Genomic DNA, 15,543 nt, shown 5'->3' on the forward strand with positions numbered 1-15,543 from the left:
TTTATACTTATTTCGTTGAATCTCTAAATTGGATACGGTGAGGTAAGATAACAGTGTGATCTTCCACTTTTTCTTTGTTCATATACTTTGTTAATAGACGCATTGCTACTGCACCGATATCATACATCGGTTGTACAACTGTTGAAAGCTGCGGACGAACCATTAATGCAAGGCGTGTATTATCGAAACCAAGTACTTCTACGTCAGTTGGTACGTTTAATCCAGCATCTTGTGCTGCATGGATTACACCTAGTGCCATTTCATCAGAAGACACGAAGATTGCTGTTGGCTTTTCATCATTGCTCCAAAGCTTTTCGAATGCTTCGATACCTGAGTCATATGTGTAATCTCCATCGATTACAAGATTTTCATCATATGAAATACCTTCTTCTTCTAAAGCTTTTTTATAACCTTGTAACTTCTTCGCGCTTCCCGCTTTATCAATGAATGGACCAGAGACGAAACCGATACGCTTATGTCCTTGCTCGATAAAGTGCTTCATTGCATCGTAAGCTGCTTGTGTATAATCAATATTTACTGATGGCGTTTCATTTTGCTCATCAAATGACGCTGCTAATACAATTGGTACTGGAGATTTTTTAAATTCTTCAATGTGAATGTCTGTAATATCTTCACCCATGAAAACAATTCCGTCCACTTGTTTTCCAAGCATCGTATTTAATAGATGGAACTCTTTCTCTTTGTTTTGATCAGAGTTACTTAAAATGATGTTATATTTGTACATTGTTGCGATATCTTCAATTCCACGTGCAAGTTCTGCATAAAACGTATTTGAGATATCAGGAATAATAACACCTACCGTAGTTGTCTTCTTACTTGCTAGTCCACGTGCTACCGCATTTGGACGGTATCCTAAACGATCAATTGCTTCTAATACTTTCTTTCTTGTTGTAGGCTTTACATTTGGGTTACCGTTCACAACGCGTGATACGGTAGCCATTGAAACGTTCGCTTCGCGCGCTACATCATAGATTGTTACGTTCATCTCATCGCACACTCCTTCTATTTTTGTTATCTATTTTTATGTATCGGTTACTTGAATGAAAAAAAGACATCAACTCTATTTGCAGATGCCACCAATCGTCCCGAGTTCTTCCTTTTACTAATGATACGATATAAACGCAGGCTCATACAATATTTTCCCGCAAAAGTTTCGAAAAAATTCGCTTCTTTTCTCGTATTTTCGTATTTTTTATGAAAAAAGGGCATTTTTTGTAAAAAAATAGATATTTCCTAAGTAGAAATCTTATTTTAAGCAGTACGATAGTAAATGAAATTTATATCGGCGATTTTTCGAATATATCGACCACAACTCTAATTATATCAGCGATTTTTTTAATATACCAACTTCCCAACAAAAATCGACAATGACAGTCGCTATACAGCTGTCCCAAAATGCCTTTTTGGAACAGTTCATTAAAAGTTTTTATAATTTACTTCCAAATGATTTTAATTCATTCATAAAATCATTGAACTGCGGGATATTCATTTGCTGCGCCGCATCTGATAAAGCTACAGCTGGATTTGGATGTACTTCAGCCATAATTGCGTTTGCACCAATTGCCATCGCTGCTTTTGCAGTTAGTAAGAGAAGGTCACGTCTCTCTGTAGAATGCGTTACATCAAAAACGACAGGTAAATGTGTCTCTTTCTTTAAAATCGGTACAGCGGAAATATCAAGCGTATTACGCGTTGCTCTTTCATTGCTTCAGCAACTTGACGTACTTGTTCATAACTTTCCACTGCACACGGTCCCATAATAAAATACTAATTTCCGTTACCAATTTTTTCACCATTAATTTCAACAATCGTATCTTCTGTTTTTTTCTTACAAGAAACAAGTAGTGCTTTACGATGATCCTCTTCTTGTAACTTTAAACCAACTTGAAAAATTTGTTTGAAAATATGTTATAAAGTCGAAGTTTCAAATGGACCATTATTATTCTCTGCAATTAAATCCAGTATATTACTTTCACGTACAGGATCAAAACGTTTCACACCTTATACTTCTTTTAAATTACCAACTTCTTGTACGAGACGACCTCTTTCGTTTAGTAACTCTAATATTTGTAAATTAAGTTGATCAATTTCAGAACGTAAACGACCTAATTGTTGTGATGCCATAAGAAAGCCATCTCTTTCAAATCCCTATATATTACTTTTTTAAGATAACTTATTATAGTTGATACATATACGATTGTCACACGATATACAGCAATGAATTACCATCAAAAAACCTTTTATATTTTCATTTAAAATAAAAAAAGACAGTTTACATACTGTCTTTTTTACAAGAAGGAAACAAACGGTTTATCACTGCTTTTCTCTTTTATAATAACGGCCTCAATTTTACTCTCGGACTTGATCTGTAATTGTACTTTCGCATCTTTAGGCAATTTGTCTAACATACCTTGAGCAGCCAATTGGGTAAGAGCCATTAATTCTGTTTTACCGTTATATTTAATAACAATATTCATATTTAATGTATCCATTTGATCTTTCTTATAAGAAACTTTTGCATTGACTGGAATAAAATCTCCATTAGAAAAACCTTTTATTTCCTTAGCAAAGTTATTTATTTTTGTATTATCTTCTCCATGTGCTTGTGTAAATTCATCAGAAGGATATGAATACGACTTTTCATCAATTGTACTCCAATTTCCAAGGTTCATATCATTCTTTTGAACAGTAGCACTAGCAATATACGTACCATTTTTTAAAGAACTTGTACTTTCTTGCTTAAAGATAGCAAACGTAATTGGAGATTTGTTATATTTATCATTTTTGTTAATAGCTTCAATAAGTTGTTTAGCAACTTCAGACCCTTTAGACATAGCTTCTTCATTCGATACACTTGAAGACATAGCTAAGCCAATCATAACACCAGATAAACTTAATTCATTTGAATTCTGTTTTCCAAAATAGTCTTGTTCTATAATATTCGTCAAAACTGGCGCTTCTACTTTCGCAACTAGTTCATCAACTAGTTTCTCTGGAATATACTGATTTAATTGCAGTACGTGACTCTCTGTATCAAATTGCTGCGTTGCAATATTTATTAAACCATTTTCATACTCTGCTAAATCTAATTTAGAATTTGTTTTTATATTAGCTGTATTAATAACCTTTTGTTCTTTTAAAGGAATAACAGTTCTATAATAATCTTTAGAAACAGCAGTTCTCGGAATCATACTTTTTTCTTTTGTATCTTTTTGTATAACTTCATCCTTCTTACTAATCGTATTACTATTGTTACTACAAGCTCCCAGTAATAAACTTACGACTGCGAAGGATAATGCCATTTTCTTCATTACTTAAAACCTACTTTCAACAATCTAGTTATTTAGTTTGAACTATTAATAGTGTACCACTAAATATATTTCAACAAAAACAAAAAAAAAGAAGCAAGCACCTTTAGCTTGCTTCTTTTTACTTTATATTCTCTTCTAAAGCATCTTTTTTAATATTCCAATGAGATGTATTCCATACTACCATCCCATCTTTTATGTATAACACTTGCGGTGATTCATGTCTAATACTGTATTGTTCTGCAACACGATTTGACACATCTCTCGCATCTTGTACGTATAAGTAATACGCTGGCACTTCTCTTTCTTCACTGCAATACGCTTGAAATTCTGTGTATGCACCGTGACTAATCGGGCATGTCGTACTATGTTTAAAAAGAACATACGGCTCATTCTTTTCTACTAAGACTTCAAGCTCTTCAATTGTTTCAAGCTTTGTCATATTCATCACGATTCACCTCTCATACGAAATCTAGAGCGCTTCTCTTTCTTTTCAGCGTTTTTCTCAATTCTTTCTAATTTACGCTCTTCTTTTTCAACCTTCTTCTCTTGTCTCGACGCACGGTAATGATTGTATACTTCAATCGCCGCACTGCTCCACTGTACAACTTGCGCTACTTTATCAGCGTTATTTTCAATTTCGTCCGTTACAGAGTCTGATACATTACGAAGCTTCGTATTTAAAGATTGGATTGTCGTTCCAATCCCATCTACACCCGCTACCACTTTATTTAAAGACTGTGACTTCTGTTGAATATCATCAGCTAACGCATTCGTTTTATGTAATAATTGCTCTGTCTCTACGCTAATTCCTTGCATTTGTTTTTCTAAACCTTCTAACGTGCTTGCAACGTTTTCTAACGTCTTCTGAACCGATAACAACGTTCTGCATACATACACAACTAATACTGCGAAAGCAACCGCGATAATAGCCGCACTTACATATAAAAGAACTTGCATTTCATCACTTCCTTTATCTTTTTCATACTTTCCCCTATTATACAATCATTTTCCGTTTCATTCTAATCCCTATCTCATCATTAGAATTTTCATACTTATTCGTTAACTGTAACATAAATCATTCAACAAATTCCACTAAGTAGGTTACAATAGGAGAGGATACATAATTAGTAGGGAGGCTTTACATATGAAAGATCCACGTATTGAAAAGTTAGCATACAATTTAATTAACTACTCTATTTGCTTACAAAAAGGCGAAAAAGTATTAATTGAAAACTTTGGCTTACAAAAAGAACTTGTAACTGCACTTGTAAAAGAAGCATATGCAGCTGGTGGTTTCCCATTCGTCTCTTTAAAAGATCATCAAGTAGATCGCTCTTTATTAATGGGTGCTACTGAAGAACATTTCGAACAAATCGCTGCATATGAAGCAAGCGTAATGAAAGACATGGACGCTTATATCGGTCTTCGCTCTGGCGATAATATTAATGAACAGGCTGACGTTCCAAGTGAGCGCATGAAAGTTCATGGCCAAACAGTTGGGAAAAAAGTTCATAGAGATATTCGCGTTCCAAAAACACGTTGGGTTGTTCTTCGCTACCCAAATGCTTCTATGGCACAGCTTGCTAAAATGAGCACAGAAGCTTTCGAAGACTTCTACTTCGAAGTTTGTAACTTAGACTACGGTAAAATGGATAAGGCGATGGATAGCCTTGTTACATTAATGAATAAAACAGATAAAGTTCGTTTAACTGGTCCTGGAACTGACTTAACATTCTCTATTAAAGACATTCCAGCTATTAAATGCTCAGGTCATTTAAACATTCCAGACGGTGAAGTATACTCTGCACCAGTTCGTGATTCTGTTAACGGTACAGTTTCTTACAACACACCATCTCCTTACAACGGTTATACATTTGAAAATGTACAACTTAAGTTCGAGAACGGTCAAATCGTTGAAGCAACTGCAAACGATTCAGAACGCATTAACAAAATCTTCGATACAGACGAAGGCGCACGCTACGTTGGTGAGTTCGCAATCGGCGTAAACCCATACATCTTACATCCAATGGGAGACATCCTATTCGATGAAAAAATCGATGGCAGCTTCCACTTCACTCCTGGACAAGCTTACGACGATGCATGGAACGGTAACAACTCGAACATCCATTGGGACTTAGTATGCATCCAACGCCCTGAATACGGCGGCGGTGAAATTTACTTCGACGACGTACTAATCCGTAAAGACGGACGCTTCGTTGTACCTGAATTAGAAGCTTTAAATCCAGAGAACTTAAAATAATAATAAAAACGCTCGGAATTTTCTCCGAGCGTTTTTTTATTTCTTCCCTACCATTTCTATTTTCACATGTGGATTTTCTTTCTCGATAAGCGCCAAAAATTCATTCATATCTTGCGGCATCGCAACCATATGTACTTTATATGCATTCGTCGTAATTTCAAGATACTTTCCAACTTGACGAACACCTCTTATATCTTTTAATACAACATCATCATTTAGAATACCGTACTTTAATACGCCATTTTCTACTTTATGTTTTTTAATAAATACTTCCCAAACGAGTGGTACATTTACAATGAAGCATAAACCCATCCCAATCAACGCTGACATCCAATGCGCTTTATTAGTGAAAAGCATGACAATTGGATATATACACATAAAAGCTAACGTAAGACAAACGAAAATGACTACTGACTTACTTCTTTGAATTGGAAAGTTCATACCTACACCCCCTAATCCAAATTATACCACTATTTCCATTTTGGTTCATAGAAAAAGGCCATTTCTAGATGACCTTTTTCACAATGTACCTATAAAATTTCTTATCTACCTGTAACACTGGAAAGTTTTTCGGCAACTCATCTATACTCACACTTTGAAAACCATTCTTTTCATAAAAGCGATGTGCCGCTAAAAATTTTACTGTTGTTCCTAAATAAATATCTTTCAACTTTTTATCCTCAGCCCATGAAATTGCTGTTTGAAGCAACATATATGACGCGCCACATTCTTTTCCACGAAACTCTTTTTGTACGAACATTTTTCTTAGCGCTACTTGATGATTCTCAATATCTAATAAAGCTACTGTTCCAACTACTTTCCCATCATAAAGTGCTACCCAAAAGTTTCCGTGATCCTTTTGATAGAATGTTTCTATTTCAAGTAAATCAGGTTGCTCTTCTTTCGTAATGGGAACATTATACTCTTTTTGCTGAATATGAACGATAAGATCTACTACTTCCTCTTGAAACGTACTTTCATACGGAATAATACGAATCTTCTCGTTCATCGAATATCTTTCCATTCTGAAGCTAATAAACTATATACAGCGATATCATGAAAATGATCATATAACCATTCTTCATCTCTTAAAATACCATCTAATTTAAACCCTAAACGCTCTGGAATAGCGCGGCTTTTCACATTTTCAACACCGCATCTAATTTCCATTTTATTTAATTTTAAATTCTCAAATGCATAGTGAAGCACAGCCTTTACGCTACGTGTCATAACGCCTTTTCCTCCAGCATCTTCTGCAAGGTAATACCCAAGACTCGCCGCTCTCTTCCCCCAGCTCACTGGATGAATACCTACCATCCCAACAAGCTTTCCTTTGTAACGTATACCACTTTCAAAACCGTCTCCCTCTGCAAATTTCTTTAACCACATCGGAAAAATCTCATCATAAGCATCAGCAGATTTTGTCCCATCTACCCAAGGAAGCCATTTTCGTAAATGATTACGGTTTTGGTCTATTAATTGATATAATTCTTCTTTATGATGTTTTTCTAGTAATTGTAGTTCAATTTCGTCATCTACTCGAAGTGTGAACATGTTTTTTAGTCCCCTTTTTATTTTTCTTATTATTCTAACATTTTTAGATATAAAAAGTTAAATATTAACACTTTCTTTTGATTTTCTTTGTATAAAACCAGAAGAATACAATATTCCCGTAATAACTAATATCATTCCTACAGATTGTGCAGATGTTATATTGACTCCTTCAATAAAAGAAATAAGTATTGTAACAACAGGCACTAGATTAAAAAATAAAGATGTCCTTGCTGCCCCAATTTGAGCAATTCCATTATTCCACCATAAGTAACCAAGCACACTCATTCCAATTGCCATAAAGAGAATCGCTCCCCATGCCAACCAAGGAATTTCTAAAACTGGTACTATACTTTTTTGTGTAGAAGATATGATAATAAAGGCAAGTGCACCAATAGTCATCGTATATGTCGTCGTTTGTATTGGATTACCAGTTTTAATAAACCTTCTGCCTAGCACGCCGTATAACGCCCAGCAAATATTCCCTAATAAAATATAAAAATCCCCTTTTGAAAATGATAAATGTTGTAGTATTGTAAACGAACCTTGTGTAAGTACAAAAACAACGCCAATTAGTGCAAGTAACATTCCAATTGCTTGACGCTTCACAATTTTCTCTCGTAAAATGACACTTGCTAACAGCGTCGTAACGAGAGGATTTGTCGCCATAATAAGTGCACCATTAACAGCTTCTGTATATTTCATTCCTAAAAAGAAAAAGAAGTTAAAGCCGAATACACCAACAATACCTAGCAAAAGATAATAGGTCCTATTCTGCATCCATACTTCCAAATCAAAATCTTTTCGTATTTTTAACAAACATAACATCACAAATGCAGCAATCCCAAAACGCCATGCTGCTATATGAATTGCTTCGAAATACTGCACCGCATATTTCGAAGCATTAAATGTCCCACCAGTAAATATCGCAAAACCTAATAACTGCGTATATACTTTATTTTTCATTGCCGGCCTCCAAGTCTTTTTCTTCTAGAAAACCGTAATAAATTTCTAACTTCTCCTCCGTTAGCTGAACAACTTTTTGCAATTGTTCCTGCTGTTCTTTTAATCGCTCCAAGTGAGTTGTTAAAATGGAAATTCTCTTTTTTACTTTCGCTGGTACTTCCTCTTTCTTCTGCCTAATTTCCTCTATAATGCACCCATCACTTGCAAACTCAGCTATCTCTTCTAATGACATCCCAGTTTGTTTTAATGAATATAAAAATTTTAATAAACGTACATCGCCTTCTGTATATTGACGAATACCGCTATTTCGCGTTGGTGGTGGTAATAAACCTAATTTCTCATAGTAGCGCAAAGTGTGAATGCTCATCCCTGTTAATTCTGCTACTTCGCCGATTTTATACATGTTCTCTCCCCCTTGTTTTTACACTTTCATCTTACAACCTAGAGTTAGCTCTAGGTCAATACATAAATAAAGTGAAACTTTAATCAGTGGGGGTCTTATTGCACGTTAATGCGGGATAAAAGTTGAACACAACAAAAAAAGACGCACAGCCACAGCTATGCGTCTTTTCTATTATTTCTCTGCAACTTGAACTTCTTTTACGTAAGCTGCTTCGAATTTTTGGATGTCACCTGCGCCCATGAAAATTAGAACGCCGTTTTTATGTTTCTTTAATACATCCGTTGTTGTATCTGTAATTAGTTCTGCACCATCAATACGCTTTTGCAGATCTTCAATTGTTAATTCACCTTTGTTTTCGCGTGCTGATCCGAAAATATCACATAAGTATACTTGATCAGCTTTGCTTAAGCTTTCAGCGAACTCATCTAAGAACTTTTCTGTACGTGAGAATGTATGCGGCTGGAATACAGCGACAACTTCACGCTCTGGATGTTTTTGACGAGCTGCTTCAATCGTTGCATTAATTTCTGTCGGATGGTGTGCGTAGTCATCGATAATAACTTGCTCTCCCATCGGCTTTTCATTAAAGCGACGTTTTACGCCTTCAAAAGTTGTTAATTGATGTTTTACTGCTTCTACATCAACGTTTTCATAATGGCAAAGTGCGATTACTGCTAACGCATTTAATACGCTGTGATTGCCGTATCCTGTAATTTTGAACGTGTCATAGTACGTATTACGAACGAATACATCGAATATCGTGCCATCTGTTCTCTTTTGGATGTTACGTGCTTGGAAATCATTATCTTCTCCAAATCCATAGAAAATAACAGGTACTTTCGCTTGAATTTTTTGAAGTTCTTCATCATCTCCACATGCAATAATGCCTTTTTTCACTTGCAATGCCATCTCTTGGAATGCACTGAATACATCATTGATGTCTGCAAAATAATCTGGATGATCAAAATCAATATTCGTCATAATTGCATAGTCTGGATTGTAAGACAAGAAATGACGACGATACTCACAAGCTTCAAATACAAAATACTTACTATTTTCTACCCCATGCCCTGTTCCATCTCCAATAAGGTAAGATGTAGGATGTGCACCTTGCATTACATGGGCTAACAAACCTGTTGTTGATGTCTTTCCGTGTGCACCAGTTACAGCAACACTTGTGTATTGGCTCATAAGGTCACCTAAGAAGTGATGGTAACGATGTACTGGGATGTTTAATTCTTTTGCTGCTACGATTTCTTCATGCGTATCAGGAAATGCATTTCCTGCAATAATCACTTGTCCTTCTTCTACATTATTCTTATCAAAAGGAAGGATCGAGATACTACGCTTTTCTAACGCTGTTTGTGTAAAGAAACGCTTTTCATAATCAGACCCTTGAACAGTATGCTTCATATCATGAAGAATTTGCGCTAATGAACTCATTCCTGTTCCTTTAATTCCTACAAAATGGTAAACTGTCATCTTAAAGAACCTCCAACATTTCGAACTAATACAACGGCCTATCTATAAGACAGTATATGAATCTTTTCTTATTTTGGTAATCATCATACATTTTTGATGTAGTGAGGTTATTCTTTCCCTTCACTTATCAGGATAAACTCGTACGTACTTCTTTATATGTCCATAACAAGTCCATTATAGCAAAAAAGAAGCCGCTATACTATGATAACAGAAAAACTGATAGGGTCAATCACCTATCAGTTTTTCTCTCTTTTACATATCTTCTCTTTTTTCTAATTGAACACGCTCTAAACGTGGGTTTGGACGATATTTACGACCAGCTTTTGCTTCTGGTTTCCCATTTAATTCTACATTATCACCAGTAAAGCCAATATTCATTTTTAACAAGCTACTCCCTACCCCATATATGTCAACAGGTACCTTTTGAGCTTCAAATTCACGAATACGCTTTTCATCAAATCCACCAGTTACAACGATGTCTACATGCTGGAATCCTTCTTCATCAAGCGCCTTGCGAAGTGCAAATACAAGAGATGGATTTACACCACGTGGATCAAATGTTCCAAGTACTTCTGGGTGGCGAATAAAGTATTGATCAATCATTGTGCGAGACGTATCTACACGCACACCTTTTAATGTTGATCCAAATTCACGCGCTACACGAAGTGCATCTGTAATAACATCATTATTGTAATCAATTAGTACAACTAATTCATCTTCTGGAAATTTCTTATGATATGCTTTTGCCGCTTCTACAACATCACCATTAAACATTTGAATTAATGCGTGAGGCATTGTTCCCATACCACTTCTGCCCCACCATTCATTCATTGCATGCGTCGCTTGTGCGCTCATACCTCCGATGTATGCTGCATAACCGTCACCAGCTTGTTGTGTATAATGATCGTCACGATCTCCCATGAAAATAACTGGTTTTTCTTTATCTACACTACGCGCAGCTTGGACAACATTATATACGTTTGTTGCAACCGATGTACGACGAGCTAAAATCCCATCAATAACACCTTCTAAAAATCCGAAATTCTCATAAGGACCATGAATTGTTAACACTGTTTCAAATGGACTAATTTTATCGCCATCTTTTAAAGAGTTAATTTCAAGTTCCTCAGGATTTTTAGCGAATGTTTGTAGCAATGCAATTACTTCATCTGTTCCGCAAAGAACTGCATTTTCTTTTTGGAAAAATTGCATCGTTACAACACTTTTCGGGCGAAATTCTTCAATAATTTCTCTAGTTTTTAAAAAGTAAACGGCGGAGAACCACCCTTCTCCAACTCGTTCGTCAAATTTAAATGTTTTATTTGTTAGTCGATTTATTTCACCTTTTAATTTTAATTCAATTTCTTTCATGTCGCTTTACTCCCTACTTTACTATCCAACATTTTCTATTAGTATACAGCAAAACCGTGGACTATACATTCGTTTCCTGCATAGCAGCGAATTCATCCTCAGAAATAAGGACATCTCTTGGCTTCGTCCCTCTTGCTTCAGAAATAATTCCTTGCGATTGCATCTCCTCAATGAGACGTGCCGCGCGATTATAACCGATGCGGAATTTTCGCTGTACAGAAGATGTGGACGCTCCCCCTTGTTCTACAACAAATTGACATGCTTCAAAGAACAATTCGTCTTCCGACTCAGCCTGTTCTGTTTTCGCTAATAAATCCTCTTGCTTAAATAAGTAATTCGGCTTCATTTGCTTTCTCACATGATCAACTGTCTTTTCGATCTCATCATCCGATACATATACACCTTGTACACGAACTGGCTTAGATGTACCGTTCCCTAAAAATAACATATCACCACGGCCAAGTAATTTCTCCGCGCCTCCAATATCAATAATCGTACGCGAATCAACTTGAGATGATACAGTAAACGCAATACGCGTTGGAATGTTTGACTTAATTAAACCTGTAATAACATCTACAGATGGACGCTGCGTCGCTACTAATAAATGAATGCCACAAGCACGTGCTTTTTGCGCAATACGACAAATCGCTTCCTCAACATCACCAGGTGCTACCATCATTAAGTCGGCTAACTCGTCAATGACAATAACGATATAAGGTAATGTTTCTCCTGGAATTTCTCGCTCACTTACAATCGTATTGTAACGAGTTAAATCACGAGCACCAGCGTGCGCAAACAATTCATAACGGCGTTCCATCTCTTCGACTGCCCACTTTAAAGCCGCTGTCGCTGCTTTTACATCCGTAATAACAGGTGCTACAAGATGTGGAACAGAATTGTATGGTGCAAGCTCAACCATCTTCGGATCAATTAACATTAACTTCACTTCATGCGGTTTCGCTTTATATAAAATACTCGTTAAAATCGCGTTAATACACACACTTTTACCTGAACCCGTTGCACCCGCAATAAGTCCGTGCGGCATTTTTCGAATATCTGTTACAATTGGATCACCTGAAATATCAAGTCCAAGCGCAACAGTAAGCGGTGATTCACTCTTTGTGAATACAGGACTTCTTAAAATTTCACGAAGAAATACTGGCTTACTTTCTTTATTTGGAACCTCAATTCCAATCGCACTCTTCCCTGGAATCGGCGCTTCAATACGAATATCTTTCGCAGCTAAACTTAACTTAATATCATCACTTAAATTGGTAATTTTATTTACTTTCACGCCTGGGTCTGGTTGCACTTCAAAACGAGTTACTGCTGGCCCTTGCGATACATTAATAACATGTGCTCCAACATGAAAATTATTAAACGTTGTATCTAATAATTCTTTTTGCTCATCTAACCATTCTGTATTATCTAGCGCTGATTGCTGCGGAATCGACAACAGCGCTAATGGCGGAACAGTGTATGTCGGTGGTGTGTGCAATACATTTCGCATATCGTTCTCTCTTTGATTTACAACATATGCTTTCTCTTGTACTTCCGTACTTGAAATTGGCTTTTGTACTTGCTCTTCCACTACTTGCTGCACTGGGCGTTCTTCCATTTGTGGCTCTGCTACTACTTGCTGCACTGATTGCTCTTCTACTTGTGATTCTACTACCACCTGCTGCATTGGTTGTTCTTCCACTTGTGATTCTACTACCACCTGCTGCATTGGTTGTTCTTCCACTTGTGGTTCTGCTACCACCTGCTGCATTGGTTGTTCTTCCACTTGTGGTTCTGCTACTACTTGTTGCACTAGTTGTTCTTCCACTTGTGGTTCTGCTACTACTTGTTGCACTGGTTGTTCTTCCACTTGTGGTTCTGCTACTACTTGTTGCACTGGTCTATTCTCTACTCGTACATTAACAGAATGCTGCATTGCATTTGCCCTAGCTGCATGTCTTTCCATTAATCGTGTTCTATCTTGTTTCAACATAACAACATTAAATGGTACATGACGCTTTTTCTCACGTTTTGGTTCTTCTTTTTTTACAACTGGTTGTTCTTCTGCGACCGGCGCTTCTTCTACAACTCGTTGTTCTTCTGCGACTGGCGCTTCTTCTACAACTCGTTGTTCTTCTGCGACTGGTGTTTCTTCTACAACTCGTTGTTCTTCTGCGACTGGCGCTTCTTCTACAACTCGTTTATTTTCTTCTGTTTCTGCAAGTAAAACATTCGCAAAGCTTTGAACGTCGTTCTTTGTCTGTTCATCAGCCTCAGCTACATGTATGAATTCACTCTTTTGTTCAATCGCTTCATCTTCTTGCTGAATTTCCTCAAGTGCTACAAATGTCTCTACTACAGGTGCTTTTATTTCTGCAATCACTTCTACTTCTTCTAGCTCTTCTGTTTCTGTAATTACTTCTACTTCTTCTAGCTCTTCTGCTTCTGCAATTACTTCCACTTCTTCTGGCTCTTCTGTTTCTGCAATTACTTCCACTTCTTCTTGTGCTTCTGTTTCTGCAATTACTTCCACTTCTTCTTGTGCTTCTGTTTCTGCAATTACTTCTACTTCTTCTAGCTCTTCTGTTTCCGCAATTACTTCCACTTCTTCTGGCTCTTCTGTTTCTGCAATTACTTCCACTTCTTCTGACTCTTCTGCTTCTGCGATTACTTCTACTTCTTCTGGCTCTTCTGTTTCTGCAATTACTTCCACTTCTTCTGACTCTTCTGCTTCTGCGATTACTTCCACTTCTTCTGACTCTTCTGCTTCTGCGATTACTTCCACTTCTTCTGGCTCTTCTGTTTCTGTAATTACTTCCACTTCTTCTGACTCTTCTGCTTCTGCGATTACTTCTACTTCTTCTGACTCTTCTGCTTCTGCAATTACTTCCACTTCTTCTGATTCTGCAATCACTTCTACTTCTTCTAGCTCTTCTGTTTCTGTAATTACTTCTACTTCTTCTGACTCTTCTGCTTCTGCGATTACTTCTACTTCTTCTGACTCTTCTGCTTCTGCAATTACTTCCACTTCTTCTGATTCTGCAATCACTTCTACTTCTTCTAGCTCTTCTGTTTCTGTAATTACTTCTACTTCTTCTAGCTCTTCTGTTTCTGTAATTACTTCCACTTCTTCTGGCTCTTCTGTTTCTGTAATTACTTCCACTTCTTCTGGCTCTTCTGGTATTTCCACAATGATTGTTTCTGCAAGTTTTTCTTCTGCTTTGACAATCACTGATTCTTCTGGAGCTTGCTTTTCCACTTCAATAGTAGGTTGTTTTATTTCTGTATTACGTTTAATTTCTTCTGATAATATTGTATCCTCGTGCTCTACTTTAGAAGCCACTAATTCTTCTTGTAGATTGTTTTCGTTTAACACCACTACATCTTTTTCTTCTACTAAAGGCTCTTGGCGTTCGATTTCATAACCGTTTTTCTCTAGCCATTGATCAACAACTGATTTTTCTTGCTTTTTATCCTGTTGACCAACCGATTCATGACTAGGCGAAGAAGACGTTGCTTGCCCTTCTGAGAAATCTGATAATGTATATCCTTTTTTCTCTAACCATGCATCAACAACTGCTTTGCCCTCTACAGATATTTCAAGATCTTCTCTTTCTTTTACTTCCTCCTGCTTTTCAACCTTTTTCTCTACTGAAGGACGATTATATCCATAAATTGGCGAAATCATTTCTGTTGGACGAAATGGTCTACGGTTACTCTCTTGCGAAGGTGCAGATGCCTTTTTAACGACAGCCTCTCGCACCGGTTCATATTGTACTTCCGGTTCTTCATATGTAGAAACTACCTTTTCCACATACGGTCGTCTGCTTCTTTCCACCTGTATTCCTCTTTGAGCAGTCGGTTCTTCATATGTTACTCCTTGAACAGGTTGTTCTTCGAAGTGATCTACTTCTCTTTCATCCTCTTCATCGAACCCATTATCCGGTACTAAAGGAAAACGGCATTTACCTGCATTCCTACTTGCCATTTGTGCTTCTCTTGCTTCAGTGTAGTGGTTTACACGAGGAATTTTCGGCTGACTTTCAATTTGCTTTTGTACTTCTTTATTCAACGCTGTTTGTTCTTCCTCTTTGTTAAACAACTTTTTCATCCAATCTAACATGCTTACCACTCTTTCTACTAAATAGTAACATCCTTTATTGTATCAGCATTCGGCA

General features: G+C 36.8%; 13 protein-coding genes and 1 pseudogene. 1 reads left to right on the top strand and 13 read right to left on the bottom strand.

Going from position 1 to position 15,543, the window contains the following annotated elements:
* Positions 1 to 7: 7 nt before the first annotated feature.
* The 5 genes and pseudogenes from ccpA to NZ044_RS23040 form a co-directional block, all read right to left on the bottom strand.
* Positions 8 to 1,006, bottom strand: coding sequence for a catabolite control protein A (gene ccpA / locus NZ044_RS23015; RefSeq protein WP_001103303.1), 999 nt, complete (start codon positions 1,004 to 1,006; stop codon positions 8 to 10).
* A gap of 441 nt (positions 1,007 to 1,447) precedes the next feature.
* Positions 1,448 to 2,145, bottom strand: a pseudogene (gene aroA / locus NZ044_RS30885) (chorismate mutase).
* Positions 2,146 to 2,309: 164 nt separating this feature from the next.
* The gene (locus NZ044_RS23030; RefSeq protein ID WP_098505942.1) at positions 2,310 to 3,332 is read right to left on the bottom strand and encodes a CamS family sex pheromone protein; all 1,023 of its coding nucleotides are present in this window, start codon (positions 3,330 to 3,332) and stop codon (positions 2,310 to 2,312) included.
* 118 nt (positions 3,333 to 3,450) lie between these two features.
* Positions 3,451 to 3,777: a bacillithiol system redox-active protein YtxJ gene (gene ytxJ, locus NZ044_RS23035; RefSeq protein WP_001057469.1), complete on the bottom strand. Its 327-nt coding sequence runs from the start codon at positions 3,775 to 3,777 to the stop codon at positions 3,451 to 3,453.
* The gene (locus tag NZ044_RS23040) at positions 3,777 to 4,289 is read right to left on the bottom strand and encodes a DUF948 domain-containing protein (protein ID WP_001197721.1); all 513 of its coding nucleotides are present in this window, start codon (positions 4,287 to 4,289) and stop codon (positions 3,777 to 3,779) included. Before NZ044_RS23040 ends, ytxJ begins: the two co-directional genes overlap by 1 nt.
* Positions 4,290 to 4,476: 187 nt before the next feature.
* Between NZ044_RS23040 and NZ044_RS23045 the strand changes: the two genes are divergently transcribed.
* Positions 4,477 to 5,592 carry an aminopeptidase gene (locus NZ044_RS23045; protein ID WP_000654720.1) on the top strand — a complete coding sequence of 372 codons (1,116 nt, stop codon included), beginning with the start codon at positions 4,477 to 4,479 and terminating at the stop codon, positions 5,590 to 5,592.
* Positions 5,593 to 5,628: 36 nt separating this feature from the next.
* Here the strand turns inward: NZ044_RS23045 and NZ044_RS23050 are convergent, their stop codons facing one another.
* The 8 genes from NZ044_RS23050 to NZ044_RS23085 form a co-directional block, all read right to left on the bottom strand.
* Positions 5,629 to 6,033, bottom strand: coding sequence for a PH domain-containing protein (locus NZ044_RS23050; protein WP_098505945.1), 405 nt, complete (start codon positions 6,031 to 6,033; stop codon positions 5,629 to 5,631).
* Positions 6,034 to 6,097: 64 nt separating this feature from the next.
* Complete coding sequence (locus tag NZ044_RS23055; RefSeq protein WP_001003146.1) at positions 6,098 to 6,601, bottom strand: GNAT family N-acetyltransferase; 504 nt, start codon at positions 6,599 to 6,601, stop codon at positions 6,098 to 6,100.
* Complete coding sequence (locus NZ044_RS23060; protein WP_000494654.1) at positions 6,598 to 7,146, bottom strand: GNAT family N-acetyltransferase; 549 nt, start codon at positions 7,144 to 7,146, stop codon at positions 6,598 to 6,600. The genes NZ044_RS23055 and NZ044_RS23060 overlap by 4 nt, the downstream gene beginning before the upstream one ends.
* Positions 7,147 to 7,203: 57 nt before the next feature.
* A complete protein-coding gene (locus tag NZ044_RS23065) occupies positions 7,204 to 8,109 on the bottom strand; it encodes a DMT family transporter (protein ID WP_000792471.1) in 906 nt (301 codons plus the stop codon).
* Complete coding sequence (locus tag NZ044_RS23070) at positions 8,099 to 8,512, bottom strand: MerR family transcriptional regulator (protein WP_000276608.1); 414 nt, start codon at positions 8,510 to 8,512, stop codon at positions 8,099 to 8,101. Before NZ044_RS23070 ends, NZ044_RS23065 begins: the two co-directional genes overlap by 11 nt.
* Before the next feature lie 171 nt (positions 8,513 to 8,683).
* Complete coding sequence (gene murC / locus NZ044_RS23075; RefSeq protein ID WP_000219469.1) at positions 8,684 to 9,994, bottom strand: UDP-N-acetylmuramate--L-alanine ligase; 1,311 nt, start codon at positions 9,992 to 9,994, stop codon at positions 8,684 to 8,686.
* Between the two features lie 252 nt (positions 9,995 to 10,246).
* A complete protein-coding gene (locus tag NZ044_RS23080; RefSeq protein ID WP_000658372.1) occupies positions 10,247 to 11,365 on the bottom strand; it encodes a nicotinate phosphoribosyltransferase in 1,119 nt (372 codons plus the stop codon).
* 61 nt (positions 11,366 to 11,426) lie between these two features.
* On the bottom strand, positions 11,427 to 15,488 hold the full coding sequence (locus NZ044_RS23085; protein WP_340950003.1) for a DNA translocase FtsK: 4,062 nt from the start codon (positions 15,486 to 15,488) through the stop codon (positions 11,427 to 11,429).
* Between the last annotated feature and the right edge of the window lie 55 nt (positions 15,489 to 15,543).

This window comes from Bacillus sp. FSL K6-1338, from assembly GCF_038006965.1.
GTDB classification, from domain to species: Bacteria; Bacillota; Bacilli; order Bacillales; family Bacillaceae_G; genus Bacillus_A; species Bacillus_A thuringiensis_S.

Bases quoted from the DNA above. Each gene is read 5' to 3' on its own strand.
- NZ044_RS23065 (WP_000792471.1), bottom strand. From the start codon at position 8,109: ATGAAAAATAAAGTATATACGCAGTTATTAGGTTTTGCGATATTTACT.
- NZ044_RS23040 (WP_001197721.1), bottom strand. From the start codon at position 4,289: ATGCAAGTTCTTTTATATGTAAGTGCGGCTATTATCGCGGTTGCTTTC.
- NZ044_RS23030 (WP_098505942.1), bottom strand. From the start codon at position 3,332: ATGAAGAAAATGGCATTATCCTTCGCAGTCGTAAGTTTATTACTGGGA.
- NZ044_RS23070 (WP_000276608.1), bottom strand. From the start codon at position 8,512: ATGTATAAAATCGGCGAAGTAGCAGAATTAACAGGGATGAGCATTCAC.
- murC (WP_000219469.1), bottom strand. From the start codon at position 9,994: ATGACAGTTTACCATTTTGTAGGAATTAAAGGAACAGGAATGAGTTCA.
- NZ044_RS23060 (WP_000494654.1), bottom strand. From the start codon at position 7,146: ATGTTCACACTTCGAGTAGATGACGAAATTGAACTACAATTACTAGAA.
- ytxJ (WP_001057469.1), bottom strand. From the start codon at position 3,777: ATGAATATGACAAAGCTTGAAACAATTGAAGAGCTTGAAGTCTTAGTA.
- ccpA (WP_001103303.1), bottom strand. From the start codon at position 1,006: ATGAACGTAACAATCTATGATGTAGCGCGCGAAGCGAACGTTTCAATG.
- NZ044_RS23085 (WP_340950003.1), bottom strand. From the start codon at position 15,488: ATGTTAGATTGGATGAAAAAGTTGTTTAACAAAGAGGAAGAACAAACA.
- NZ044_RS23080 (WP_000658372.1), bottom strand. From the start codon at position 11,365: ATGAAAGAAATTGAATTAAAATTAAAAGGTGAAATAAATCGACTAACA.
- NZ044_RS23050 (WP_098505945.1), bottom strand. From the start codon at position 6,033: ATGAACTTTCCAATTCAAAGAAGTAAGTCAGTAGTCATTTTCGTTTGT.
- NZ044_RS23055 (WP_001003146.1), bottom strand. From the start codon at position 6,601: ATGAACGAGAAGATTCGTATTATTCCGTATGAAAGTACGTTTCAAGAG.
- NZ044_RS23045 (WP_000654720.1), top strand. From the start codon at position 4,477: ATGAAAGATCCACGTATTGAAAAGTTAGCATACAATTTAATTAACTAC.